This window comes from Halomonas sp. AOP43-A1-21 (assembly GCF_052376775.1).
GTDB classification, from domain to species: domain Bacteria; phylum Pseudomonadota; class Gammaproteobacteria; order Pseudomonadales; family Halomonadaceae; genus Vreelandella; species Vreelandella colorata.
On the sequence record NZ_JBQSWC010000016.1, the window covers coordinates 64011 to 90107 of the forward strand.

Consider the following 26097-nt stretch of genomic DNA (forward strand, 5'->3'; position numbering starts at 1 on the left):
TCTCCTTATCCGTTACGCAACTGTTCAAGTAGCTGCTGGGCGATATCCACCCGCACCTTGCCGCCATCCACGAGTAGCGCCGCGATACGGTCGACTTCCTCGTTTTCAGCACCAGCCATCACCGCAATATTCTTGGCGTGCAGTGCCATATGGCCTTTTTGAATGCCCGTGGTTGCCAGCGCCTTCATAGCGGCAAAATTTTGCGCCAAGCCTACCGCGACGATAATGCGCGCCAAGCGATCCGCCGTTTTCACACCCAAGATATCCAGGCAGTGCCGGGCACTGGGATGCGAGCGAGTAGCGCCGCCCACCAGGCCTACCGGCATGGGCATTTCCAGCGTGCCGGTCAGGTTCCCTTCGCTATCGGCTTCCCAATGCGTCAAGGAACGGTAGCGCCCGGTACGCGCGGCATAGGCATGAGCGCCTGCTTCCACCGCGCGGGTATCGTTGCCGGTTGCCAGCACGACAGCGCTCACCCCGTTCATGATGCCTTTGTTATGGGTGGCTGCGCGGTAAGGGTCCTGATCAGCGAAGCGATACGCGTTGAGCATGCCGTCACGTACCGACTCGCCGCCCAGGTCCTCAAGCGTCCAGGTAGCGCGCGCACGCGCAATGCGCCGATCCGCAAGGTTGGAAAGAATACGCAGGCAGCTGCGGCCACCGCTCCACTGTGCCAGAGAAGGCGCGACAGCTTCCGCCATCGAGTTGACGGCATTGGCGCCCATGGCGTCACGCACATCCACCAACAGATGCACGATCAACATGTTGTCAAGAACGCGCACTTCCAGGTCGCGAAAGCCGCCCCCGTGCTGGAGCAGTACCGGGTCGGTTGCATCACAAATGTTTTTTACCTGTTCGAACTCGGAAAGCAGCCGAAGCCGGGCAAACTCGGGGTTGGGGACATCCAGCAACTGCACCTGCGCAATCATGATGGGTTCTGACGTATCGGTATGAAACCCGCCCGAGGCACGACACTGCCTGGCCGCATTACACACGGCAGCAACCACGGAGGACTCCTCGGTCGCCATGGGTACCAGCTGTTCTTCGCCATCAATAATCAAATTGGTGGCAACGCCGATGGGCAGGTTCAGCGTACCGATGACGTTTTCGATCATGGCATCGGCAGTGGCTGACGAAATATTGCCCATATCAGAGAAATGCGTGCGAACCTCGCTGCCGAGCCCGGCTATTTCGATGACTTTCTCAAGCCGCTCGCTGGGAGGAAGCTGATAAAAACCGGGAATGCGGGATGTGCTGTGTGCCATGGATAATGCCTCTGAACAATTGAGGTTGAACAAGTAAATGAGCCTGAAGCAGACGATTACCAGGACGCTGCATATGCTTCAGGCATGAACCAAGCGGATTAAGCGATGAGTCCTAAAAGCCACGGCGCGGCATATAGCGTCATGAACTGCACGCCGTAGTTGACGCCCCACCGGTTAAGCAGCCCCGCCATCAGTGCCAGCACCATTACGCCTAAAATGCCCATTACGCCGGCATCCATATAGGCAAGCAGCATGACCAGCGAGAAGAACATCGCCAGGAACGCTTCGTGAGGAATGTGCTTGAACACAAAGATGCAGATACGCCGCGCGTACCGAACCGCAATCGGGTAGGTAATCAGCAAAGCGACACCGGCACCCAGGATGCTGGCGATGGTAATTTCAGAAAAACTCATCAAGTGGTGAGCATTCTGCTCAAGCGTCAGCACCGGCGGTGCGTTGAAGAAGGCATTGCCAGGGCCAATCGCCATGGGGCTCATGGGAATGCCCAGCGCCGCTAAGGGAATCAGGATGCCCGCGATGTAAGAGGCGTTGGTGACCGCATCCATTGAAGAGAGCGCGCGGCTGGCCTTATTGACCGTACCTTTTACCCAGCTCGACATGACTTCGCCCAGAAAGATCGTGATGCCGACCGGGCTCATGAAGAACGTGACCGAACCCAGCACGGAGCTTGCCGCCGCCGAGACGGTTTCCTGACGCGTCAGGATACGAAACGGATTGGGTAGCTGGCCTTTTTCATCGTTACCGTAGATCTGGATCTTCTTGGGCTCGGACTCGGCCATTTTGTGGCGTTCACTGTTGACCGTGAGCTGCGCCAGGTTAAACATCATCGGACCAATGGTGATGCCCAAAAAGAACGAGATAAAGACAGTCTGCCCTTCCGGAATGACGCCCATCCCCCAGTACAGGTGCCGCAAGCCCTGAATCAGTGCCGCCAACAGCACAATACTGATCAGGCTGATGACTTTCTCCTTGCTCATCAGGGCAAGGAATACGGCGCCGCCAAAGAATATCTGACTGGCGTACTGACCAAGCACATCGGCTAGCGGTGTTAACAGAAAGGCCAGAAACAGACTGATGGGGATCGCCACCAGCGTACCGATGACAGAACCGGACGCCATTTTACGAATCGCCAGAGTGGCATGGCCTTCCCGTTTTAAAATCAAGGCGTGCTCGACCATAGGGGCCGACATCACCCCGCCCGGTATACCGGCTACTGAAACGGGAATGGAATCGGTCAGCTTCTTGGCAACGATTGCCGCCATAAAGAAAGCCAGCACTACGGGAAGCGGTATGCCCGCGACCACCAGCGCCAGCGTTACCGGGGCCAACACGGCGGTTTCATCAGTACCCGGTGCAACACCTATCGCGGTATAAACGATGACGGCAATGATCGCGGCCGCTAGCATTTGAAGTAATAAGACGGGATCCATTACTACTTCTCCTCACCGGTTTGCAGCTGCCGCTTAGGGCGAAACAGCAGCGCATTGATGAAGAACCCCAGAATAGCGCCGCTCAGCCCCAGAATAAGCGGTAGCGGAGGCTGCGCCGGGGCAAGCAGATAGCCGCCTAGTGTTAACGGCGTCGAAATACACAGTGACAGCAGGAGATCTCTCCCACTCACCGAGTCATCCCACACATTGAGAAACCGATTCTTCTTTTCAGACATAGCGTGTCTCCTTGAATTTATTATGGATGTATCTTTTTTAATGCAGCACATGATGGGTAAACTTGCTGATTACTGACAGGTACAGTTAGCGAAATTGTACGAGGTACTGTACCCATCAAAAGATAGGTACACTGATTTCACCGGGTTGGGTTTAGCCCGTTTTTCGGGAGACACCTACCATGTCGAAATCCAGGCGCGTGGCCGACACCATCCTCAAGGCTATCGAAGAAGGCCGCTTGGCACCGGGTGCCAGGCTCGCTTCTATACGCGAAGCCGCCCGGCAGCATGGGGTTTCAAAAAACACTATTGTGGATGCTTATGATCAGCTGATTGCGCTGGGCAGGTTACGCGCCCGGCAAGGGGCAGGCTTTTTTGTTACCCAGCCACCCGCGCTTGAAGCGCTGAAAAAGACCCACGAGCTCAATGAAGCCGTCGATAGCGTCTCGCTCTTAAGGGAGCAGTTGGTAGGTAACTTTCAGGTGCGGGTAGGCGATGGCCGCGCGCCCGCCAGCTGGATGGGCGGCGCGGCGCTTGCCCGGCAAGCTAAACGGTTAACGTCCATCGGCAATGATGATATCGAGTATGGCGCCCCTCAAGGGTATCTCCCATTGCGGGAAACGATTGCCAGGGTACTGGCCGGGCGCTCCATTCACGCCTCCCATGAACAGATACTGCTGACCTTCGGCGCCAATCACGCTTTCGATCTTATTATTCGCCACCTGATCGCCCCCGGTGATCGCGTTCTGGTGGAAACGCCAGGCTATTACCCGTTATTTGGCAAGCTGCGCCTGGCCAAGGCAAAGCTGATTGGCGTTTCACGCAATCATGAAGGGCTCGACCTTGATGACCTGGAGCGCAAGATTATTCAATATCGCCCCAACGTTTTCTTTCTACAGCCCAATGCTCACAACCCGACGGGTTCTACCCTGTCACTTAACCAGCTGTACCGGTTACTGACACTCGCCGAGCGCTACAACCTCATACTGGTGGAAGACGACGCCTTTGCCGACTTGCTCCACCGTGGAAGCGCCCACCTGGCGGCACTGGATGACCTGAGTCGCGTAATTTACGTAGGCACGTTCTCCAAGACGCTTTCCACCGGCATTCGCTCGGGCTATTTAGCGGCCAACCCTGCGCTGGTCAATGCGCTTACCGATATCAAGATGGTCACCGTCGTTAACAGCTCAACCTTCAGCGAGCGGCTGATTCACGACATGATTACCCACGGGCGTTACCGCCGCCACCTGGTACAGCTACGCGAACGGATTACCAAGGCCAGCGCCAGCACCATTACCGCGTTGAAAGAAGTGGGGCTTGAGAATATAGAGGGGCCGGGAGAGGGTTACTACTTATGGGCGCGCCTGCCGAACAACATTGATGCAATGCAACTGGCCAAAAAAGCCTCGGACGAAGGTATTTTTATTGCGCCTGGCAGCATATTTTCACTACGCCCTAACGGGCCGGATGCATCGTCCATGCGTATGCATATTGCGTATGCGAATGATCATCGGTTTTTGGGGTTTCTTGAGCGTTGTTTGGGGTAGGGTTTGGCCTGGCAGGAGTCGAAAACAAAACATAAACTATTAATTAATATACGTTTTTATAAAATATAATATATTATACCACTCTGTATACCAGAATCTCTATTTACACCCTTCTAACCGTTGCCCATCAAGCGTGGTAATTATATTTGTGACATGTACTGATTACTTAGGCCAAAATTTTAATTTTAGATAAAACTAATATAATAAATCTTTCTGTTACAAGCGTAGAACGCAGCAGAAAAAATTGTCAGTCAGTAGAGCCTTGTTAGACCTCATTTTGCCCAAGGTGCTACTTTCAGCAACAAAGATGCATTATTGTAGGTATATTTTTTTTCGTACTTACTTGTGACCACCTCAATTAAACGCAATGCTTTTTTGTAATAATCAACCGCCGCATTCACGTTTTTTACAAGTTCAGCATACCTCATTTTAATAGCGTCCTTATCGCTGGGGAGCGACTGAATTACAGAAAAATCTAAACTCGCATCATGCTTATTAATTTCGCTGCTCAACTTATTCAGGTCATGTCCAGTCATCCGTACGCCAAGAGCTTGTTTCAAATACACCTTTAAGGTTTTTTCAATTGCTAAATGCAGTTCCCAGCAGCCAATTGATGCTTGAGAGGATTTAAATGACAAAATATCTGTAATAGATTTTTCAATATGACCCCATATTCCCTGAGCCATGTTAGCTGCATCTTTATCAAGACCATATGCCGAATTGATGTTAAGGTTAATTTTTCGAGTCAAAGAAACCACCTCGCTAAACTCTTTCGATAACTTATCCATCTCATCTAAGGAAAGCCTTTCCAAATCAATCTTTGTTTGAGCCATATCTACTATGGATTCCGCCTTGCTCAAGTGATCAGGAAACGTAAGCCATGCTGTTTCATATGGAACCTCTACTTTGCTTGTAGTTGCGGGGATTCTGACTAAAACAGGATGTCCATAAGGAGTAATAATTCCAGAATAATTTTTATCAGTCGGACCTTTAGCTAATTCCCCATATTTATCCCAGTACCAGTCATTGACTAAAGGTATTAACCCTTCAAAAAATGCTTTACTTTTCAAAAGCTCCTCTTTATTTTCAAAGCTTGAATCGATAACAGCTATATCTACAAACAAATATGCAGCATGCATAAAACGATCAAATATAGGCACATTTAATTTTTTCAGATGCTCGTCAATAAACGGCATATGCTCATAAACTGCTTCTTTAATTCCATATTCACTCATTACGGATGATCCATCTAGCTTAATACAGCTTTGATATCTTGGTTACACTACTACCAAGTCTACACCATTGACGCAGTCTAACTTTAGACTTAAAATCAAGAGCGAAATGATAGATATCAATGTTGCATACATTTAATTTAAAGAGACTCTATCTTATTAAGATATATTGAATAAAAATCCATAAAAACATTATCAACCAATATCAGCAATGAGAAATAAATAAAATAATTATCATACCTATAATTTTTATGTGCAAGTGTTTTTAAAGTAGGTAAGTTTTGCTGATATGACAAAGTATTATGTGCAACTCTATTTCTGTGCTTATATAGATATCCTTCATAAATATCACCCAGACCTAGATCGTGATCATCTGTCATAGAAATATTCTTTTTATTTTGAAATAAGTTGCTTTTATCTTTAGCAAAGTATTCCCCCGTTATTTGAGCCCAAACTTCCTTGTATTCTGAAAAATTTCTATACGCCCATATTATCAGATTAGTATCTTTGAAGATTTCATTAATAGACAAGTTCGTTTTGTCTAGAATGAGCTGTCGATCAATAGGGATTTGTGCAAAATCTATAGACCCATGCTTTATTATCTGTCCTACTAGATCTTTATATACTGCTGTTTTTTCTTTTAAATTAGAACACTCTCCCACTCTATTTATAGTGAATCTATAGTACCTATATTCATAATCATTGGTAGCTAGCTCCCAGCAAATGCACTTCATTTTTTGCTCTTGAGCACCTGTCATTTTTAAAAAAATCGATTGCATAACATAATCACATAACGGGTATGTTTCAATACCATCACCTACACCTGCACTTGCCGGTATAATTTCTTCCAAAATCTTTGCAATTGGAGATAGAATAAAACCATTATGAATCATAACTAACATGATCTCCGTAAATTGATATTGATCTAGCCACCCTTTCTCTTAGATGACCTAGATTATTAGGACTTCTCTGATGCGATGAAGATGTCTTAAACGTACTCACAGCGCTATCTAAACCTTGCTTAAGACCTTCCTTATCAGAAAAATCAATTTTTTTCTTTTTATAGACCACATAATAGACAGCACCAAATAAATATGTATCAACATCTACAATGGAAGCATGAGTAGTAAACACACCCAGCTCTCTTAAAACTTCTTCAAGCACAAGAAGTTCATCATTATATTTCTTACCTGGAAAAACAGATGAGAACTTTCCATACATACTAGATTCTTCATCACTAATAGCAGTATAGATATACTCTTCATAATAGTTTTCCATCTTTTGCTTATATCCGCGTACAATTACGCCTTCACCACCTTCCTTATTATATTGTGCGATAATAGACAAATACCTAATAAAATCTGCTTTAGTTTCGCTACTAATAAGTTTAATCTTGATTTCATCAAAAAAACTTGGTGAGAAAAGGTCTTGAAGATCTTGGTCCAAAAAATATAAGGAAGCTCTGCTCTCTTGAGGCAAGAGTGTCTCGCCTTGAATATTAATATTTCTAAACACAGATGAATAGTACTTTTGCTGTGCTTTTTCACAAGACGTTTGAGGGACTAAATATGAAAACCCTAAAAAATTACTCTCTAGAAACTCATCATCAACATTTAAATTTGTTTTTTTATAATTACCTTCTTTAATTTCACTAAGTATCTCGACTTTAGTTCGCCCCCTATCGGCCAACTTTGATATATTCCATTCTAAAACATTATCAAATAAATTATCATCTTGATCATCTTCATCATTATCACTCGCGAAAAATTCGATCGTTTTTTTATAAGTTTGCACATCTGGATATAGACCAAGATATGCTAATAATATACTGGTGATTCGTTGCTGACCATCTAATATGTAATTTATGGTTGATTCATCCTTTTTAAAAGCTCCTATTGTTACTGGAGGAACAAACTCCTTATTTCTAAATGTAGAAATCAATGTTTCTACTTTTCTCTCATCCCAAACAAAATATCTTTGGTACTTTGGAAGAATAACATTTCCTTTTAGCACTAAATTAACCCAATGCTTAAGGGAGTACTCGCCATAATACACTTTATTATCCATTTTACATTCTCCTTTATAAAAGACATAAATACTAACTTTCAATATTCGCTATCAATGACAGGCAACTATCTTCACCAGAAATCTAATTAAACATAGAAATATAGCCTTCCGAATTTTTCTTAAGCTTCTTACTTTTTATGATTCATTCAAATTGGACTATATGTTCAAAAGTCTTGCGCCTGTTGCGTTTTTTAATAATCTCACTTTAAGTAATCAAAAGTTACTGGTGAATCCCAAATCAATGTTTACAAGCAAATTATCTCCCATAAGCACCATATTTCATCTCATTATATTTAAGCAGTATTCATCATTTCCATACGCGCGCACAACCCAATCATCTGAGACTTTAGACCACACTGTATCGCCTACATTAGGAACTCACTGTTGTCGACAAGCCTTCCCAGGAAGGTCTCATTCTGCTATCGACCAGCCTATGACCAAGCTTTAAGCCCATTACTTCAACTTACCTTTTGAAAGCTCATAAACCCGCATCGCATGACTCCCATGCAGCCTAATCCCCCCTACAGCCCAGCAACAGCGGGCTTTGGCCCAATTTGCAGGGTGCATGAATAACTACCCCACAAGCAAACACCGCAGGCGGGTGGGGGACAACGCGCCGTAGGGTGCTGCGATCTTGGGTGGGCCTGCACACTAACCGTTCCATATAGCCGCTGTGTGCCACGCTCGTGCCATGCAACGAGAAAGCCACGCAAAGGACAATACCCCAAGTTTAATTTTACCTTTCACAGCATGAATACTGAGGCCTTGCTAGGACTATTTAGGAACGCTCTTTTTCGCTGCCAGCAAAGCATGAGAGAGCTTCCTAGCTTAATAAGTCGAACCTACCATACTGAAAGCGCATAACCCCGCATGAATTCGCATAATTTTCATGCACCCATTTTTCACCAGCCAGCCCATCAGTGGCGCGGCTTGGCGGCATTTGCAGGGGTGCATAAAAACCAACACATTTAGCACGCGGGCGGGGCGGGGTGTCGATAGCGCGCCGTGGGGCGCGGCCGGTACGCGGGTATGAGGTTGGCAACATCCTTGCCAGACGATCTATGGCCGCGCTCAGTAGGTGCCCTTCTCTCGCTAAGCCCTAACATACGAACGCCCCACACAATGACGGGGCGTTCGCAGGTCAAGAAGCCGGCAGTAGACAGGCCGCCCCTCACCTTCGCGCCATGAAAATCCGCAAGCCTTTCACGATCGATATCAAAGCCCCAATACCTCCCACAACAAAAAGCCCATAGGCAATATTGGGATTGGCCAAGGCGGGATAAACCTCGCCGGGATTTTCACCATGCAGGATGAATATGCCTACGCCGATCAATAGAAACGAGGGGCCGGCGAGCAGCTGTAGTTTTATGTCTTCCTTTGTCATGAATGGCGTCCCTGTAGGCGGTAAAAAATAATAGTGCTAGAAGGTTAGGTATCGATGGCGCTGAATCGCGGCAGTATATTGAAACATGGAAACCAACCAACTCGTCTGGCAGCATAACTGAACCTTAGTTGACTCCCAATTTGGGAGCAACTACACTACTCCCAAATTGGGAGGAAGCATGAGGGTAATATCTAAACGCACGCTAAGAAAATTCTGGGAAGCTGGCTATGATGACGCTAAAACGCCCTTGGTTGAATGGCATAACATGATGATCAAGGCGTCATGGGCTACACCTCAATTGCTCAAAGCCGATATTGGAACGGCCAGCATACTCAAGTCAGGTCGTGTCGTTTTTAATATCGGAGGCAATAAGTACAGAGTAATTGTTTCAATTCGCTACGACCTGCAAATTGCCTGGGTGCGCTTCGTAGGTACGCATGCTCAATACGATGACATTGATGCGGAGACTATATGATGAATATTCAGCCAATTCGTAGTGACACCGACCTGGATCGTGCCTTCGCTCGGATGGAAGAACTATGGTCCGCTGAGGCAGGCACTCTGGAAGCTGATGAGATGGAGGTGCTCTCTATTCTGATCGAGAAATATGAAAATGAGCATTATCCGATCGGCCCATCCGACCCAGTAGAGGCCATTAAATTTCGCATGGAGCAGCAGGGCCTCACTCAGCAGGACCTTGTCCCCTATTTTGGCACCAGCGGGAGAACCTCGGAGGTCTTGCATCGTAGGCGCGGGCTCAGCCTGAGTATGATCAAAAAGCTGCACACCGGACTGAAGATCCCCTATGAAAACCTTTTAGGCGAAACTACTGACGTCTAGCTTATGCTTGGGCATACCGCCCCGCTACTTCCGCGCAACATTCCCACCAGGGAAGCAAGTACTCGGCCCATCGGAACTGACAAACCAGCGCGCGCCCCCGTTTTGGCGTGAATGCTCCTGCCCCCGCCTTGACGGGGGCAAGCTACATGCCCGATACATTCAACTCAATCAAAGCACCATCGCCGCGACCCAGCCAAATACAATCAAGGGGATATTGTAGTGCAGGAAGGTCGGCACCACACTATCCCAGATATGATCGTGCTGCCCATCGGCGTTCAAGCCTGCCGTGGGGCCAAGCGTTGAGTCTGACGCAGGTGAACCGGCATCGCCCAGGGCGGCGGCAGCGCCTACCAGTGCCACGGTCGCCATTGGCGAGAAGCCGAAGTTCAATGCCAGAGGTACATAGAGCGACGCAATAATGGGAATAGTCGAAAAGGACGAGCCGATCCCCATGGTAATGAACAGGCCCACCAATAGCATGATCAGCGCAGCCAGGCCTTTGTTGTCACCGATAAGCTCGGTAGAGCTCGCCACCAGCCCTCCAACTTCGCCGCTTGCCTGCATCACGCTGGCAAAGCCCGCCGCTGAAATCATGATAAACCCGACCAGTGCCATCATGCGCATGCCTTCGGTAAAGATACCGTCCTGCTCATGCCAACGAAAAACACCGCTCATGGAAAGCAAGGCAAACCCGAAGATCCCCCCGAGTACCATGGAGCCGGTCATCAGCTGTACGGTTACCGTACCTAGAAGCGATATGACAAGCATGGCTTTTTTCCAGCCCACCAGATGACGCGCGGCGTTTCGAGCCGACTCCTTACCATGGGCCAGTTCACGGTCCTGGTAATCACGCCCTTTGCGATAACTCCAGAATATCGCCACCGCGAGACCCAAGGCCATCCCACCAATGGGAATCGCCATTGCCAGTGGCACCATTTTACGCGTCACTTCAAGCCCTAGCGCCGCCCCACTCTCATTCAGGTTAGCCAGAAGAATGTCATTGAGAAAAATGGCCCCAAAGCCCACGGGCAATAGCATATAAGGCGCCGTGATCCCGAAGGTAATCACGCATGCCACCGCCCGCCGATCAAGCTTCAAGTGGTTCATCAACTTGAGAAGCGGCGGCACCAGTACGGGAATGAAAGCGATATGCACAGGAATCAGATTCTGGGAACTGACCGCTGCCGCCAACAAGGCGGCAAGAAGGGTATACGTTATCGTGCGGCGGCCGTCTGATGAGCCATCCAGCTGAAAGCGCTGAATAGCCCGGTTAGCTAGAAGCTCGGTAATCCCCGAACGGGACAAGGCAACGGCAAAAGCCCCCAGCACCGCGTAGGACAATGCAATGGTGGCGCCATTGCCTAGCCCCTCATTAAAGGCATCAAGGATCTCACCAATGGGCATTCCCGCGTACAACCCGCCTACCAGAGTGGCCACGATGAGGGCAAACACAACCGAAACGCGAGCAAGACTCAAGCCGACCATCACCAGGATAGCCAGTACGATAGCATTCATGGAAAGCCTACTTTGTTATTGGATGAACAATGGGCTGTCCCTACGGCCTAGCACCGCAGGGAAGCATGGAAGGGTTCAGTGCTGGCTTGGCAGAGTGTGCGGATGCATCAGCGGGCTCAGCACCCGGTCACGCAGCAGTTGGCTGGCGGCTTCGATATCCGGCGCAAAGAAGCGGTCCTGGTTGTAATGGCTTACGCGCGCGCGAAGCAGTTGCCGCGCTTGCTCTAGCGGCTGGGTCGTGGTCAAGCCTTTGCGCATGTCCAGCCCTTGGCACGCCCCTAGCCATTCGATAGCCAGGATGCCGCATACATTCTCTGCCATTTCCCACAGGCGCTTACCGGCAGCGGGCGCCATGGAAACATGGTCCTCCTGGTTGGCCGAGGTAGGCAGGCTGTCCACGCTGTGAGGATGCGCCAACGCCTTGTTTTCGCTCGCCAGCGCCGCAGCCGTTACCTGTGCGATCATGAAGCCGGAGTTGACCCCGCCGTTCTCGACCAGAAAGGGCGGCAGCTGCGACATGTGCTTATCCATCATCAAGGAGACACGCCGCTCGGCCAGCGAGCCGATCTCGGCAATCGCCAGTGCCAGATTATCGGCGGCCATGGCGACCGGCTCAGCATGAAAGTTACCGCCGGAGATGATGTCGTCCTGCTCGGCGAATACCAGCGGGTTATCTGACACTGCATTGATTTCCACCGCCAGCACGTCAGCGGCTTGGCGGATCTGTGTCAATACAGCGCCCATTACCTGCGGCTGGCAGCGCAGCGAGTAGGGATCCTGCACCTTGTCGCAGTTGGCATGCGAGTCACCCACTGCGCTGTTTTCACCCAGTAGATGCCGATAAGCGGCGGCGGCATCAATCTGTCCTTTCTGGCCGCGAACGTCATGAATACGTGCGTCGAAGGGCGAGCGCGACCCCAACGTGGCCTCTACGGTCAATGAGCCACACACCGTTGCCGCCGCAAACAGATCTTCGGCGTCAAACAGGCCGCGCAAGGCATAGGCGGTCGATACCTGGGTACCGTTCAGCAGCGCCAGCCCTTCTTTAGGCGCCAGGGTCAGCGGGGTCAGGCCTGCAATTTCCAGCGCTTTTTCGGCGGATACCCACTCGCCCTTGTAGCGCGCCTTGCCTTGTCCCAGCAGCACAACACTCATGTGCGCCAGCGGCGCCAAATCACCGGATGCCCCGACCGACCCCTTGAGAGGAATATGCGGATACACTTCTGCATTGATCAGCGCGACGAGCGCATCCAGCACCTCACGGCGTATGCCGGAAAAGCCTCTGGCAAGGCTATTGACCTTGAGTACAATGATCAACCGCACCAGCGCATCATCAATCGCCACGCCCACGCCCGTGGCATGAGAAAGCACTAGAGAGCTTTGTAACGCTTCAAGGTCTTCGTTGGCGATGCGCGTCTGGGCCAGCAAGCCGAAGCCGGTATTGATGCCATACACTGTGCGGTTCTCACTGACCACACGATTGACACAATCCACGCTGCGCTGGATATCCGCATCGGCGCTTTTGGGCAGCGTCACAGGGACGTGCTGTTCGTGGATCTGACGCGCTTGAGCAAGGGTCATCTTGCCGGGCTGAATGTCTAAACTTTTCATTTCATCGCCTTTAGAGAAAGGAAGGCGGTTATCCCACCTTCTGATTTCTTGTATTTTGTGGGCTTTATTTATCGAGCATCGGCAAATCAAGGCCGCTTTCGCGGGCGCACTCCTTGGCGATGTCATATCCCGCATCGGCATGGCGCATCACGCCGGTGCCCGGATCATTACGCAGCACACGGCCCAGCCGCGCATGCGCATCATCGCTACCATCACACACGATCACGACACCGGAGTGCTGGGAATACCCCATGCCTACCCCGCCGCCATGGTGCAACGAGACCCAGGTAGCCCCACCGGCAGTATTGAGCAGCGCATTGAGCAATGGCCAATCCGATACCGCATCGGAACCATCCATCATCGCTTCGGTTTCCCGGTTGGGGCTGGCAACTGAGCCGGAATCCAGGTGGTCACGGCCGATTACGATGGGCGCCTTCAGCTCACCATTCTTGACCATTTCGTTGAAGGCCTGACCCAAGCGGGCACGGTCCTTGAGACCCACCCAGCAAATACGTGCTGGCAGTCCCTGGAAGCTAATGCGCTCACGCGCCATATCTAGCCAGTTGTGCAAGTGTGGGTCGTCGGGAATAAGTTCTTTAACTTTCTGGTCGGTTTTGTAAATGTCCTCGGGGTCGCCGGATAGCGCTACCCAGCGGAAAGGCCCGACCCCTTGGCAAAAGAGCGGACGAATATAGGCAGGCACAAAGCCCGGGAAAGCAAACGCGTTTTCCACGCCCTCTTCCATCGCCATCTGACGAATATTGTTACCGTAGTCAAACGTGGGTACGCCCATCTTTTGGAACTCGAGCATCGCCTGCACATGCACCGCCATCGATTGCTTGGCAGCTTTTACGGTGGCTTCCGGCTCGGATTTGCCGCGCGCGACGTACTCGTCCCAACCCCAGCCGGAAGGCAAATAGCCGTGCAGCGGGTCGTGGGCGCTGGTCTGGTCGGTGACCATGTCCGGTTTGATACCACGCTTGACCAGTTCCGGCAGCACATCGGCGGCGTTAGCGCACAGGCCGATAGAGATCGCCTTGCCTTCGGCGGTATAGCGCTCGATACGCGCTAGCGCGTCATCAAGGTCGTCCGCCTGCTCGTCCAGGTAGCGAGTACGCAAGCGGAAGTCGAGGCTCGCCTGGCGGCATTCAATATTAAGCGAACACGCCCCGGCCAGCGTTGCCGCCAACGGCTGAGCGCCGCCCATGCCGCCCAGTCCCGCGGTAAGAATCCAGCGCCCTTTGAGTTCGCCGTCGTAGTGCTGGCGGCCAGCTTCAACGAAGGTTTCATAGGTGCCCTGCACAATGCCCTGGGAACCGATATAGATCCACGAGCCGGCGGTCATCTGGCCGTACATCATCAGGCCTTTACGATCCAGCTCATTGAAGTGTTCCCAGTTCGCCCAGGCAGGCACCAGGTTGGAGTTGGCAATCAACACCCGGGGGGCATCTTTATGGGTTTCAAAAACGCCTACGGGCTTGCCGGACTGCACCAGCAGGGTTTGGGTGTCCTCCAGGCGCTGCAAGGTTTCAATGATCTTGTCGTAGCACGCCCAGTCACGTGCAGCGCGCCCGATGCCCCCATAAACGACCAGATCTTCAGGGCTTTCGGCTACATCTGGATGGAGGTTATTCATCAGCATGCGCAGCGGCGCTTCGGTCAACCAGCTTTTACAACTCAATTCAGTACCGGTCGGGGCAATGATCTTGCGTGAAGCATCGTGACGTTTGTCGTTGGACTGCATGGCGTCATTCCTCATGTGTTTATGTTCGTTATTCGATGTGCGGAGACAGCACGCTTTTCGGCTATCCAGCGCTAGTTCTTGGTAATGAGCTATTGGTAATCAGCTATTGAGCGTCAGCGAATGTATGAGTCGCGCTGCCGCCCGGGCGGTGCGGTTGTCGATATCCAGGCGGGGGTTGAGTTCGGCTACATCAACCAGGCGCAGCTTGCCGCTGTCACGGATGGCTTCGGCCAGCGGCTCTATCAAGGCAAGCGCAACACCGTGCGACGCTGGCGCACTCACCCCCGGCGCTTCGGCTGCGGGCAGTACGTCGAGGTCGATCGACAGGTAAACGTGATCGCAGCGAGCGATAAAGCGCTGTAAATCTCTAATGATGGGCTCAAGGCGCAGCGCACTGATCTCATGATCTTCGCGGATCAAGGTGCCAAGTTCCGCAGCGCGCTTGAACAAGCCTTGCGTATTGGCCGCACGGCTGACGCCCAGGCAGGCGTACCGAAACGGCCAGCCTTGGGCCTGACACTTCTCGGCAATCTGGGCGAAGGGTGTGCCCGAGGAGCGCACGTGTGCGGGGTCACGCAGATCAAAGTGTGCATCCAGATTGATGATGCCAACGCGAGGCGCGGCTGCTTTAGCTTCAGAATCTTCAAGCTCAAGCTCTTCTCGTGTAAAAAACTGGGCCAGACCGCGCCAGCTGGCATACGCCACTTCATGCCCCCCGCCCAATACAATAGGCAGGTGGCCTGCGGTCAATATCGATGCCAATCGATCAGCCAGCGCCTGCTGTGCGGTTTCAAGCGCGTCGTCGTTACATTGCACGTTGCCTGCATCATAAGCCGGGCCTTTGCGGTGCCAGGCCAGTGGTGCCAAGGCGCGGCGCAAGGCGCCAGGCCCTTCTGAAGCCCCCAGGCGGCCTTGATTACGCGCCACACCGGCATCACTTTCAAAGCCAATCAATACACACCCGGGAGGCGCGTTATCGGCGAGTGGCTGAATGCGCTGATGCCAGCGGTCGCTATCGGGCTCAGGGTCGGTTCGCCCCTGCCATAGCGACATATCGATAGGTGAATCAGCGGCCATGGGTCAACGCTCCCTGAAAGATGCGCTGGCGCAGGCGGCCCGGCTGCACGGCGTAGGCAAGCTCAGCGGGGGTATCGATATTCCATACACACAGGTCCGCCGCGCCACCTTCGTAAAGCCGCCCCTGCCCTTTCAATCCAAGCGCCGCCGCGCCGTTGGCGGTCATGCCGGAAAGCGCTTCCTGAGGCGTCATGCGAAACAGCGTGCATGCCAGGTTGAGCATCAAGGTGGTCATGAAGATCGGCGAGCTGCCCGGGTTAGCATCCGTTGCGACCGCCATCGGCACTCCCGCTTCGCGCAAGGCGGCAATCGGCGGCTGCTGGGTTTCACGCAGGGTATGAAAGGCCCCCGGCAGAATGACGGCGACGCTACCCGCTTCACGCATGGCCGCTATGCCGGCGTCATCGAGATACTCAATATGGTCAGCAGACAGCGCCCCATGGCGGGCCGCCATCGCCGCACCGCCAAGGTTCGAAAGCTGCTCGGCATGGGCTTTTATCGGCAGCCCGTGGGCCTTGGCAGCCTTGAAAACCCGCTCGCATTGCGCGACGGAAAAGGCGATTTTTTCGCAAAACACATCGACGGCATCGGCCAATGACTCAGCCGCTGCGGCAGGAATCATTTCATTGCATATCAGATCGATATAGCCATCGCTGTCGTTTGCATACTCCGGTGGCAAGGCATGAGCGCCTAGCAGCGTAGTGACTACACGTACAGGCAATGCCTCGCCCAGGCGCCGGGCGACACGCAACATCTTCAGCTCGCTGGCTACATCAAGCCCATAGCCAGACTTGATCTCGACAAGCATCACACCATCATCGACCAGCGCCTTCAAGCGCGGCAAGGCCGAATCAAAGAGCGCTTGCTCGCTCGCTTCACGCGTCGCGTGAACAGTACTCAGGATGCCGCCACCACGGCGCGCAATGTCTTCGTAGCTGGCACCTTCCAGACGCGCCTCAAATTCATCGGCACGTCCACCACCGAATACCAGGTGTGTGTGGCAGTCCACCAGGCCAGGCGTCATGACGCCGCCGCGCCCCATATCCTCACATCCCGAGGCAAGAGCCTCATTGAAGTCCGTCATGGGTACCAATACGTCAATATGGCCACCTTGAGTGATGACTGCCATCGGCGCTGGCAGCGTTTCATTACCATCAAAAACGCTCATATCGCGCCAGATATAGCGGCTCTGCTTGGTAGACATGACAACCTCCTCTGGGTAGATATAATGTATATACAATTAAACCTACCTTCGATTCTTCGTCAAGCAGCACCACCATGTAATAAGTAAGTATTACTGCCCTAACAAACGCTGTCTAAAAAATATAAAAACTTTAATTACAATAACTTGTAAAAATAATCTTGTATAAAATAAGTAGTATTCCAATCGCTAAATTAGACTAATGTCTATTTCAAATAGCTATACGGAAACGGGATGTAGGGGTAATTTGTTGTATATACATAACAACATCACTCACCCATATTCAAAACAATCCAACAATTCGGGGCACACCCATGAACCCAACAGATTCTCGCTCCGGCCAGCGGACCAGTGCTGCCACCATGTTCAAACTTTTTGTGCCTAGCGCCCTGGGCATCCTGATTTTCTTTGTGCCTATCGAGCTAGGAGGCAGGCGCACCATACTGCTCGACCATATGGTTACAGGGCTGCGTTCCTTGATGGGCGACTACAGCGGTATCTATGCACTGGGGATGATCGTGGCGGGTGCGGCTTATCCACTACTAAAAGGCTACTGGCGGCGAACACTCACCGAAGCCATTTTCAGCGTATTGAAAATCGTGGGCGTGGCTGTTGCGGTAATGGCGCTGACGGGTTGGGGCCCTGCTTTTCTGCACGCCCCGGATATGCTGCCCTTTCTGTTCGAGAAGCTGGTCATTCCGGTAGGCTTGATCGTACCGATTGGTGCTATCTTTCTAGCGCTGCTCATCAGCTATGGATTGCTGGAGCTGATCGGCGTACTGGTGCAGCCGGTCATGCGACCTATCTGGCGAACGCCCGGCCGCTCGGCCATTGATGCCGTCGCCTCTTTTGTAGGCAGTTACTCGATTGGCCTTTTGATCACCAATCGCGTCTATCAGGCAGGCCAGTACTCGGCGCGGGAAGCGGCTATTATCGCCACCGGTTTTTCAACCGTATCAGCGACCTTCATGATTATCGTGGCCCGCACTCTGGATTTAATGAGTATCTGGAATTTGTACTTCTGGCTCACTCTGTTGATCACGTTCATTGTCACGGCGATCACGGTCAGGCTACCGCCGCTGGCCAATATGGATGACCAAAAAAACGATGGTGAGCCCGAGGCCGTGCCAGGAAAACGTTTGAGTACGGCCTGGCAAGCAGGCACGGAGATTGCGGCAAAGGCGCCCAGCCTTCAGCGCAGCGTGGCGCTCAACTTTAAAGAGGGGCTGATAATGGCCATCAGTATCCTGCCAACGATAATGTCGGTAGGCCTGATAGGGCTGCTTATTGCCAAGTACACGCCCCTGTTCGAATGGCTCGGGTGGTTGTTCTACCCTTTTGTCGCCATTTGGGGATTAAGCGACCCGGCGGCGCTGGCGCAAGCATCGGCTTCAGGGTTGGCAGAAATGTTCCTTCCGGCCCTGCTAATGGCAGAAGCCGATTTTGTGGCCCGTTTTGCGGCCGGCGTGGTATCGGTTTCCGGAGTACTGTTCTTTTCTGCGTCCATTCCGTGCATTCTTTCGACCAGCATTCCGATTTCCGTTGGGCGCATGCTGGTCGTATGGTTCATGCGTGTGGCTTTGAGCTTGCTGCTGGCCGTACCCACCGGCTACCTGGTTCAATCGCTGATCAGCTAAGCTCTGGCTTTCAACACAGAGGTCGGAATATCCGGCCTCGTGGAGTAGGCCTCAACGCCCTGCTTCAGGCGTTTTTCCGTTGCAAGGAAGAGCGTAACTTGTAACGGTCTCCCGGATGAATCAGGCACGCATAGCTGATGAGGTGCTCACCAGACCAGGTGCGGCGCACCATGCTCAAACAAGGGGCCTGAGTGTCAATGCTTAGCCATTTCGCCGTCTGAGTATCAACGAGTATCGCCTCGACGATATGCTCCATATCCGTCATCGGGCAGGCAGCCACCAGCACCTCATTAGGTGTATGCAACGAGAAATCGGTTTCGAGGTAGTTAGGCACCCAGCGCGGATTGACGTAGCGATTCTCTAGCTGAATGGGAACTTCATTTTCATAGTGCACCAACAGCGTATGGAACACCCGGCTGCCGAGCCTCACGCCCAATCTCAGCGCCACCTCATCGTCGGCTTCAATGGCTTCTTGCTTTAGCACTTCGTTATGGTAACGATGCCCACGGGAAACGACTTCTTCGGCAATGTTATAGACCTCGACCAAAGAAGATTCGACTTTCCGGTCCGCCACAAAAGTACCAACCCCTGATTGACGTACCAGATACCCTTGCTGCACTAGATCCCTGATCGCCTTGTTCGCCGTCATTCGACTGACGCCAAAATCCTTGGCCAGCTGCTCTTCGGCAGGGATTTGATGATTGAGTTGCCAATCACCCGACTGAATCTTGTCCAGAAGATGCTGACGGATCTGCTGGTAAAGAGGAGGGCTAGTCATGTAGCTCCTATTCGCTAATGGCAGTTTGTATATACAGACATTTTACGCGTCACGTGCCACGAAAGGATACACTTCAGCAATCTAGTGCAATCTGTTTCAAGAGCAAGCTGTTTCAAGAGCAAGCTCATGGACATCGACTAGAATTGATTCAGCTTAACGAGATGACCACTTCATAAAATCATGAAGCGCAGGAACTTGCAGTCTCATGTCATCTGAAAACTCATACTCGTCATCTGGCGTTTGGCTAGTCGCGTAAGCACGCAACCAAAATTTACGCTCATCTGCGCTTAGCACATACCCTTTGTCATGCTCACCGCCCTTTAACCGATCCGGCATAGCCCAGCCCCGCTTCGACAACTTAGCGATCGTAATGACCAAGTGAGTCATCAGCGGTTGTTCGGGAGCCACTAGCTGATGGAAGTAAGGCCAAAACTCTTGATCCTCTGGTGAGCCTTGCCAGCCTCTATTAAGCTTGACGTCATCAAGGTTTTCATACGGATGAGAATGAAAGGTGCCCACCAGCTCAATATTTTGCCAATAGCGCTCAAAAAACTGTTTTTTGGCAATGATTGAATCAAAATTTGGCTGAACCCAATCTTCATGGCGAGTCGCTGACGTTTCAACTGTCGACATGGTGGCGACAATCCGTGCAGGCAAATCACCCTTTGCCGGAATGGAGTATCCCCAGAGAAGGCCGAACGTTTCCAGCTTCGCATACCCTTTTGAACGCTCACGGCCTCGATGCTCAAATTCGTAAGCTTCAAACGCTGTCGTGAAGAGCTGAGGTACGACGTACTCTTCTATATAGGTGACTTTTTCCATGAATAATCTCTTTATAGGCTCAGGCTACATGCTTAAGGCATGCTTACCTTATGGCAGCAGCCTAAGAGAGAGCAAGCTTATCGGAAGATTATGTATTTACATTACATCTCCCTGCTTAGCCTCTTTTTAGTTATGATAAGCAACCTTAGAGGTATATCGCGGCGTTAAAAACACACCGCATATCCACGGATAACATCATGATGTAAGGGCTTGTCGCGCAAGGTGTCATCATTGCTTACAGCGCACAAAAGAAATATGGCTTTATTACCGGCAAGGATGGTGCCAGCTACTTCTTTCACCGAAATCATTTAAAACAGCCGAACGCGTCACCAAAGAAAGGCTTGTCGGTCAGGTTTGATCCAGTACCCACACCCAAAGGTATGGCAGCCCGTCAGATTGAAGTAAACGACAAGGCGCTTTCTTACTGGGTGTACCACACACCAGAAGATTTTATTACCTCAAAAGCACTCAGTGTGGTCGTCATAACGAGGTCATTGCCCAAGGCAGGCGTATTTCTTATGCAGCCAAAAGCCCTGTAGAAGTCAGAGAAGGCTTAGCCACTAAAGCAAAAATCGCTGGTTTTAACGGGCTGCTCCAGACCGACATGGAACGCAAAACAGGGTGGAGCAAGTTTAACCCCAATCATCGCTACACTTACCACATATTTTCCGGCATTCCTGCAGTTATCCGACGTAAGGAAGCCGTCGCCGATAAAGCCGTAGCTGACGCTTCAAAAATCACGCTAGATGCAGCTGTAAAATCGGCTCTCGGCACCCCCATCTCTAATAAAGAACACGATGACGGAAAGCTGTGTGCTTTTGTTATGAGCGGCTTCGGCATACTGATTTTTCTTTTTATCGCGTCTAATATGTTGAGGTAGACTATAACGATGCTGATGATTCAGCTACCCATAGCCAAGAACACTATATTATGACCCCAGATTTCAGCTCTGATGAGCTTCGTTTAGCCATGCAACAAAGCCTAGATAGGCAAAACCATCGCCCAATGGCAGAATTTTGCGGCCTATCGCCCGAGCAAATGTATAGCTGGCTATATGCACCTTTTGGTGAGTTCTCAGGGGTCACCATCCGTCCACCAGATGATTTAACCACCAGCCCGGTTATGCGTTACTTATCGCTCATTGTAGAGGCTGCCATGCATCAAGGTGGTTCCTTTAAAGCAACGCCAAAGGGCAATCTGCCCACCACGTTAGTCAAGCAGGCCAGTGCCCTGCTTCCAGCATTCGCAGTGTCTCAGTACCGCACTCATATCAGCATCAGTGAGTTTGCGGGCCATAACGAAGAAGCGTTTAACGTCTTGCACTACACGCGCATTCTTGCGGAAGCAGCAGGCATCATTTACCGCCGTAGTGGCCGTTTTCATGTAAAGAAAGCTGCGCAAAAACAGTATCAAACACATGGCCTTCATGGTTTTTTTCTACCGATGCTCAAGGCGGCGGTCACAAAATATAACTGGGGCTATCTGGATGGCTGGCCAGAACAGGCTGATCTTCGGCCGTTTTGGCTATTCATGCTGTGGCGGTTACAGCATCACGGTTCTGTAGATCAATTGGCTAACGAGGTGGCCGTGGCCTTCCCTCGTTTTGTTGACGAACTGCCCACCGATGCCCATCACTCGCCCGCACGCTTGCTTCGCTTATTGATTGAGTCTCGTTTTGTAGGTCGCTTTTTACAATTTTGGGGATTTGTGACCATCGATCCGAAAGGCATGTTTTCGGATGCGGCTGCGCCGGGAATAGTCGACCAGCAGCCGCTGCTTTCGCAGGCGTTTAAGTTCTCGACTGATCAATAATCTATAGTATGGGATGAGGCACAACGAAAAGCCCATAGGCAATATTGGGATTGTCCAATGCGGGATGAACCTCGCCGGGATTCTCGCCATGCAGGATGAATATGCCTTATGAAAACCTGTTAGGCGAAGTTGCAGACACCTAGGCTTTGTACAAAAACTGCTTGCGCGTTTGGCACATGTAACAAGAAGAAGAGGCAAAATGGCGTCCCTGGCAGGATCAAAACCTACCACCTAACCAACTGATAAATATAATTTTCATTTATTATAAAATTCTTCCGCATACCTTATCGCATACCATTTGTCAGTTGGTTAGATGTATATTTCCGATTTCCTAATATGAAACTTTCACAATTTTGGAGCATCGCAATGCTGGGCTTGCTGTTTATCAGCTAGATTTGAATGCACAACTAAGTGGTTTTTATGCTTCCAGAATTAATAGGTACTAAACAGTTATGCGAGCGCTATGGAAGATCGGTCAGGACACTGAACCGCTGGCAGCATGATACGGGGTTCCCTAAACCTATCATTCATGGTGGCCATGGCTCGGAGGCGCGCTGGCGTGAAAGTGATATCCGGGCATGGGAGGATAAGCGGATGGGTGATGAATAGTGGTACCGCACGCGGTTACCACCGAAGCGCCCTTACCATAAGCACTGCTGCGCTAGCCCTATAGGTTTCTTTACTCGCAACACTATGCCCTGATAAAGGAATAAGCATGGCGAACCTACTTACTGCCAAAGATGTAGCTGAAAAGCTATCAGTAAGCCAGCGTAAAGCTTACTCGCTGAAGAACGTTATTGGATATGTTCAAATCGAGGGCAATATTCGGTTCGAAACTTTAGCTGTTGAAGCGTATATCTCCAGCTGCCAGAGGCCTCCTCTACCTGAACACAACAAAACGTGGCAAACACGAATAGGGACTGCAACAAGCTCAACATCACGCAAACGTGTCACCGCAGACGATATCAGTGCACTTTTGGACCAAAAGAGGAAAGAAAAGCGGGAGTCGATGCATGCAAGAACGGTACGTGACGACTAAAGAACTATGCGAGCGCTACGGACGAAGCCGAAATACGCTCTTGCGCTGGCAGACTAGCAAAGCCTTTCCCAAACCGGTTATCCAAGGTGGTCACGGCGCCGAATCCCGTTGGCGCGAAAGTGACCTCAAAGCTTGGGAGGACAAGCAGGTATTTGGTGGGGCAGCGGATTCGATTGACAGTGATTAGACTGCTTGGATTAACCAACCAGGCGCATCGTAATGAGACTAGCCATGGACGACAAAATCATGGGCGTAGGAGAAGCAGCCAAGATGCTGGGTGTAGATCGCACGACGCTCTGGCGAATGCACACCAAGTACAAGATGATTGCTCCACCGGCACGCTTCAGCATCGGCCGTACAGGTTACCTGCAATCTTACCTTGAGCAGTGGATGCAGGATCGTATGAATGAAGCCATTGACGATTTTAAGCGCTCCAAGTGACGCAACGATCATTGCATTGCTAACCAGCCGGCGCTCCCTTATCCGTCACAGGCGCATCCCCTAGGCTGGCGGCAAGTATAGTTGCGGTTAATACACGAATTACCGCATGCCTTGCCCTTCTTGCACACTCGGCAGCAACCACCTTGAGCTAAAGCGAGTTCATCAGGCATGGTGTTAAAGGCTAGATCGCATTCAGACCCTTCTCCGCTTACTTTCAGGTCAGCCTGGGTTACCCATGTCTCTGGACTGCCCACCGCTTCCCCGGCACTGGCCATAGCCGCCAAGCAGAGCATTAGTACCAATATCATGGCTCGAATCATCATGTTTCCCCGGTTTTATTGTTAGCCACCGGAGTATAAGCGGGTAGCTTAAAAGAGGGGGAGTCTTCCCCATAGAAAAGTAGCAGCTGTCGATTTTGACCGGGAACAGTGGGAACGGCGGGAACATTAATGATTAGTAAGGTATTTTTCTGTTCCCGCTGCCGAATCTGTACTGGGAACAGTGGGAACAGATTGTGCCACCATAATTAGCATGATGTCAGGAACCCGTACTACCATGGCTAATCCATGCTCAGCACTAAAGAGCCATCTGTACCTTGATGTGATCAGCGGTTGGCCACACAACCCTGAATGTCTTGGGCCACAGACCGGAGAGAGTCATAAGCATGGCTGGCGCCAGCCCCGCTCCATGCCCCAATGCGATTATACCCAGTGTTAGCCGATACGCCTGTATTGAGCTGTGCCTGCTTTAATGAGTCGAAGATAAGCGATAGCCCGCTTTCCAATGCGCGCGCGCTCAGACGGTACTGAACGGCCCGCTCTATAGGCACCATGCCAAAAGTAGTGCGGTAGTTGGTGGTACCGTTGGCTACCACCTCAGATTTGTCATCGCTCGCGAAAGCAATTACCTGGCCGCCTGCAGTCTCGCGTGTGCCTTCATTGCTATAGCGTATACCGGTAAACGGACTGATATAGCTGGCTGTCTCTCCTGTGAGCGAGACGCCGCGGTTCTCGACAATAGAGGCAATACAGTACTCGAGCGCATCACCTGACACAGAGGAAGAGTCATAATCGAAGCGGGCGGATTCAAAGTACTGGTTGCTGCTGCCATCAGAGCTCAGCGTAACGCCAGGCAGAGTGGCAAAGCTCCCATCTACGGACTGTGTCGATGCGCAGCCTGTCAGTAGCAGCGCAACGGCTGAAGTCATAGCCAACTTTATCATTTCAATTCCTCTCGTGTGGATCGGCTCTAAGGTGGTGGAAAAACTTAGCCTAACTCAATGTTACTGGCTAGAGTAGTTTGCCTGTTGCGCAGGGGCTAGGACCTCCACGCTTCGCGTTTTCAGTACAAGTTTTTACAAGCAGGAAAGAAGCACGGTTTGCAGCCCTACCGTTACGAAAAGCACGCCTTGAACCTTAACATTCCTTAACATGCTGTTGTCGCAAAATAAGGGGTTTGCACTCCTGACTGCGAACTTTTGCTGCGAACCTCAGTGCGAATTTTGTGAGTAGCTTTAAGCGACTCTGCGGGCGCTGGTGATGCACTGATGCATCAGGGCATCTATTCGATCAGCGCAATTTTGCACCCAGTGGCGTTATCCGATTATCAGGCATCGCCGGGAAGGTTGATTTGTCCGTCTCGGGATCGTTGTGCAATTCTGCATATCGGTCTGTTAATCAGCTTGGAGATAAGCCGGTTAGCGTCGATGCTATTTCCGTAGCATCGGTATAAGTGATTTCCCCTTACTTATTCAATCGTGTCTCAGAGACACCATTGAGCAATCTCAACGCCTTAAAAGCGGTGGTCAGGTTGACCACTGCTAGAAGTGACTCAGGATCACAATTAAAGGGGAGGATTCTCCCCTTTTCCGGTTTCAAACCGACAAAATCCCGCGCTTTTCCCCAGGGCTGGGGATATCCACCGTTGGTGTAAAACCCACTAATTGGTGGTATTCAAATACCCCTAATTCCGGGGATTTACTCAGGCTGAGGAAAAGCCAGTTGCTCCGGTATTGGCTTGTGAGGAAGCACTACGAAAGTTTTGTAGTACCCGGGATCAAAGGGGGGATTAAAGGCCATAGATTCTTGATCCAGTCAATGTGACCGCCTGGGCCATTGGTAAGCTGCAATTTCTGCACTCCCCCGGTTTTAAAGAGAGTTTTACGAAACTTTTGTAATACCCCCTTTATAGGGGCGTTACTCTGAATAACTCCCTCGAATCGTAGGTATTTAAATGCGGGGAAATCCCGTATTAAGAGCTTTCCGCCAACTTCATCATAACTGGGATTAGGTTGCGCTTTTGAGAGGGTGGCTCACACTGCTGGAATTAGTGGCCCTCTTAAAGAGGGTCGCAAAACTGAGGGTGACAGGTTTTGTAATAACTAGTGATTTGGTGGATACCA

25 protein-coding genes are annotated in these 26097 nt (G+C 51.1%); 10 read left to right on the forward strand and 15 right to left on the reverse strand.

Annotated elements, in window-relative coordinates; translation table 11 throughout:
• Positions 1 to 5: 5 nt before the first annotated feature.
• From ACT3R7_RS10630 to ACT3R7_RS10640, 3 genes are all read right to left on the reverse strand, one after another.
• Positions 6 to 1265 (reverse strand): hydroxymethylglutaryl-CoA reductase, degradative, encoded by a 1260-nt coding sequence (locus ACT3R7_RS10630; RefSeq protein WP_496199072.1) that lies wholly within the window; start codon positions 1263 to 1265, stop codon positions 6 to 8.
• 98 nt (positions 1266 to 1363) lie between these two features.
• Positions 1364 to 2716, reverse strand: coding sequence for a tripartite tricarboxylate transporter permease (locus ACT3R7_RS10635; protein ID WP_496199073.1), 1353 nt, complete (start codon positions 2714 to 2716; stop codon positions 1364 to 1366).
• A gap of 2 nt (positions 2717 to 2718) precedes the next feature.
• Complete coding sequence (locus ACT3R7_RS10640) at positions 2719 to 2952, reverse strand: hypothetical protein (RefSeq protein WP_018915593.1); 234 nt, start codon at positions 2950 to 2952, stop codon at positions 2719 to 2721.
• Positions 2953 to 3131: 179 nt separating this feature from the next.
• Between ACT3R7_RS10640 and ACT3R7_RS10645 the strand changes: the two genes are divergently transcribed.
• A complete protein-coding gene (locus ACT3R7_RS10645) occupies positions 3132 to 4496 on the forward strand; it encodes an aminotransferase-like domain-containing protein (protein ID WP_496199074.1) in 1365 nt (454 codons plus the stop codon).
• 272 nt (positions 4497 to 4768) lie between these two features.
• On the opposite strand, the gene ACT3R7_RS10650 is transcribed toward ACT3R7_RS10645, so the two are convergent.
• The 4 genes from ACT3R7_RS10650 to ACT3R7_RS10665 all read right to left on the reverse strand — a co-directional run bounded on the left by ACT3R7_RS10650 (position 4769) and on the right by ACT3R7_RS10665 (position 9179).
• Positions 4769 to 5731 carry a hypothetical protein gene (locus ACT3R7_RS10650; protein WP_496199075.1) on the reverse strand — a complete coding sequence of 321 codons (963 nt, stop codon included), beginning with the start codon at positions 5729 to 5731 and terminating at the stop codon, positions 4769 to 4771.
• 137 nt (positions 5732 to 5868) lie between these two features.
• Positions 5869 to 6630, reverse strand: a complete 762-nt coding sequence (locus ACT3R7_RS10655) for a hypothetical protein (protein ID WP_496199076.1) — start codon at positions 6628 to 6630, stop codon at positions 5869 to 5871.
• Positions 6611 to 7795 carry a DUF262 domain-containing protein gene (locus ACT3R7_RS10660; RefSeq protein WP_496199077.1) on the reverse strand — a complete coding sequence of 395 codons (1185 nt, stop codon included), beginning with the start codon at positions 7793 to 7795 and terminating at the stop codon, positions 6611 to 6613. The genes ACT3R7_RS10655 and ACT3R7_RS10660 overlap by 20 nt, the downstream gene beginning before the upstream one ends.
• A 1171-nt stretch (positions 7796 to 8966) precedes the next feature.
• Positions 8967 to 9179, reverse strand: a complete 213-nt coding sequence (locus ACT3R7_RS10665) for a hypothetical protein (RefSeq protein WP_496199078.1) — start codon at positions 9177 to 9179, stop codon at positions 8967 to 8969.
• 178 nt (positions 9180 to 9357) lie between these two features.
• Between ACT3R7_RS10665 and ACT3R7_RS10670 the strand changes: the two genes are divergently transcribed.
• Together ACT3R7_RS10670 and ACT3R7_RS10675 are read left to right on the forward strand one after the other, a co-directional pair.
• Positions 9358 to 9654, forward strand: coding sequence for a type II toxin-antitoxin system HigB family toxin (locus ACT3R7_RS10670; RefSeq protein WP_496199079.1), 297 nt, complete (start codon positions 9358 to 9360; stop codon positions 9652 to 9654).
• Complete coding sequence (locus ACT3R7_RS10675) at positions 9651 to 10019, forward strand: helix-turn-helix domain-containing protein (RefSeq protein ID WP_496199080.1); 369 nt, start codon at positions 9651 to 9653, stop codon at positions 10017 to 10019. The genes ACT3R7_RS10670 and ACT3R7_RS10675 overlap by 4 nt, the downstream gene beginning before the upstream one ends.
• A 168-nt stretch (positions 10020 to 10187) precedes the next feature.
• Here ACT3R7_RS10675 and ACT3R7_RS10680 read toward each other — a convergent pair whose 3' ends face one another.
• From ACT3R7_RS10680 to hutI, 5 genes are all read right to left on the reverse strand, one after another.
• The gene (locus ACT3R7_RS10680) at positions 10188 to 11534 is read right to left on the reverse strand and encodes a Na+/H+ antiporter family protein (protein WP_496199081.1); all 1347 of its coding nucleotides are present in this window, start codon (positions 11532 to 11534) and stop codon (positions 10188 to 10190) included.
• A 75-nt stretch (positions 11535 to 11609) separates the two neighbouring features.
• Entirely contained in the window at positions 11610 to 13145 is a 1536-nt protein-coding gene (gene hutH, locus ACT3R7_RS10685; RefSeq protein WP_496199082.1) for a histidine ammonia-lyase, read from the reverse strand.
• Between the two features lie 64 nt (positions 13146 to 13209).
• Positions 13210 to 14889 (reverse strand): urocanate hydratase, encoded by a 1680-nt coding sequence (gene hutU, locus ACT3R7_RS10690; RefSeq protein WP_496199083.1) that lies wholly within the window; start codon positions 14887 to 14889, stop codon positions 13210 to 13212.
• A 99-nt stretch (positions 14890 to 14988) separates the two neighbouring features.
• Positions 14989 to 15966: a formimidoylglutamase gene (hutG, locus tag ACT3R7_RS10695; RefSeq protein ID WP_496199084.1), complete on the reverse strand. Its 978-nt coding sequence runs from the start codon at positions 15964 to 15966 to the stop codon at positions 14989 to 14991.
• Positions 15956 to 17170, reverse strand: a complete 1215-nt coding sequence (gene hutI, locus ACT3R7_RS10700) for an imidazolonepropionase (RefSeq protein ID WP_496199085.1) — start codon at positions 17168 to 17170, stop codon at positions 15956 to 15958. The genes hutG and hutI overlap by 11 nt, the downstream gene beginning before the upstream one ends.
• 311 nt (positions 17171 to 17481) lie before the next feature.
• On the opposite strand from hutI, the gene ACT3R7_RS10705 reads away from it, so the two are divergent.
• On the forward strand, positions 17482 to 18804 hold the full coding sequence (locus ACT3R7_RS10705; RefSeq protein WP_496199086.1) for a YjiH family protein: 1323 nt from the start codon (positions 17482 to 17484) through the stop codon (positions 18802 to 18804).
• 64 nt (positions 18805 to 18868) lie between these two features.
• On the opposite strand, the gene hutC is transcribed toward ACT3R7_RS10705, so the two are convergent.
• Together hutC and ACT3R7_RS10715 are read right to left on the reverse strand one after the other, a co-directional pair.
• Complete coding sequence (gene hutC / locus ACT3R7_RS10710) at positions 18869 to 19582, reverse strand: histidine utilization repressor (RefSeq protein WP_496199087.1); 714 nt, start codon at positions 19580 to 19582, stop codon at positions 18869 to 18871.
• Positions 19583 to 19735: 153 nt separating this feature from the next.
• On the reverse strand, positions 19736 to 20404 hold the full coding sequence (locus tag ACT3R7_RS10715) for a hypothetical protein (protein WP_441676237.1): 669 nt from the start codon (positions 20402 to 20404) through the stop codon (positions 19736 to 19738).
• A gap of 230 nt (positions 20405 to 20634) precedes the next feature.
• On the opposite strand from ACT3R7_RS10715, the gene ACT3R7_RS10720 reads away from it, so the two are divergent.
• From ACT3R7_RS10720 to ACT3R7_RS10745, 6 genes are all read left to right on the forward strand, one after another.
• Positions 20635 to 20943 (forward strand): cold-shock protein, encoded by a 309-nt coding sequence (locus ACT3R7_RS10720; RefSeq protein ID WP_441676240.1) that lies wholly within the window; start codon positions 20635 to 20637, stop codon positions 20941 to 20943.
• A 65-nt stretch (positions 20944 to 21008) separates the two neighbouring features.
• A complete protein-coding gene (locus ACT3R7_RS10725) occupies positions 21009 to 21284 on the forward strand; it encodes a hypothetical protein (protein WP_441676238.1) in 276 nt (91 codons plus the stop codon).
• Positions 21285 to 21334: 50 nt separating this feature from the next.
• Positions 21335 to 22216, forward strand: a complete 882-nt coding sequence (locus ACT3R7_RS10730) for a hypothetical protein (protein ID WP_496199088.1) — start codon at positions 21335 to 21337, stop codon at positions 22214 to 22216.
• A 715-nt stretch (positions 22217 to 22931) separates the two neighbouring features.
• Positions 22932 to 23255, forward strand: a complete 324-nt coding sequence (locus ACT3R7_RS10735; RefSeq protein ID WP_496199089.1) for a helix-turn-helix domain-containing protein — start codon at positions 22932 to 22934, stop codon at positions 23253 to 23255.
• On the forward strand, positions 23245 to 23442 hold the full coding sequence (locus ACT3R7_RS10740) for a helix-turn-helix transcriptional regulator (RefSeq protein ID WP_496199090.1): 198 nt from the start codon (positions 23245 to 23247) through the stop codon (positions 23440 to 23442). Before ACT3R7_RS10735 ends, ACT3R7_RS10740 begins: the two co-directional genes overlap by 11 nt.
• A 44-nt stretch (positions 23443 to 23486) precedes the next feature.
• Positions 23487 to 23696, forward strand: coding sequence for a helix-turn-helix transcriptional regulator (locus tag ACT3R7_RS10745; protein ID WP_496199091.1), 210 nt, complete (start codon positions 23487 to 23489; stop codon positions 23694 to 23696).
• 604 nt (positions 23697 to 24300) lie between these two features.
• On the opposite strand, the gene ACT3R7_RS10750 is transcribed toward ACT3R7_RS10745, so the two are convergent.
• The gene (locus ACT3R7_RS10750; protein ID WP_496199092.1) at positions 24301 to 24903 is read right to left on the reverse strand and encodes a hypothetical protein; all 603 of its coding nucleotides are present in this window, start codon (positions 24901 to 24903) and stop codon (positions 24301 to 24303) included.
• Positions 24904 to 26097 lie beyond the last annotated feature (1194 nt).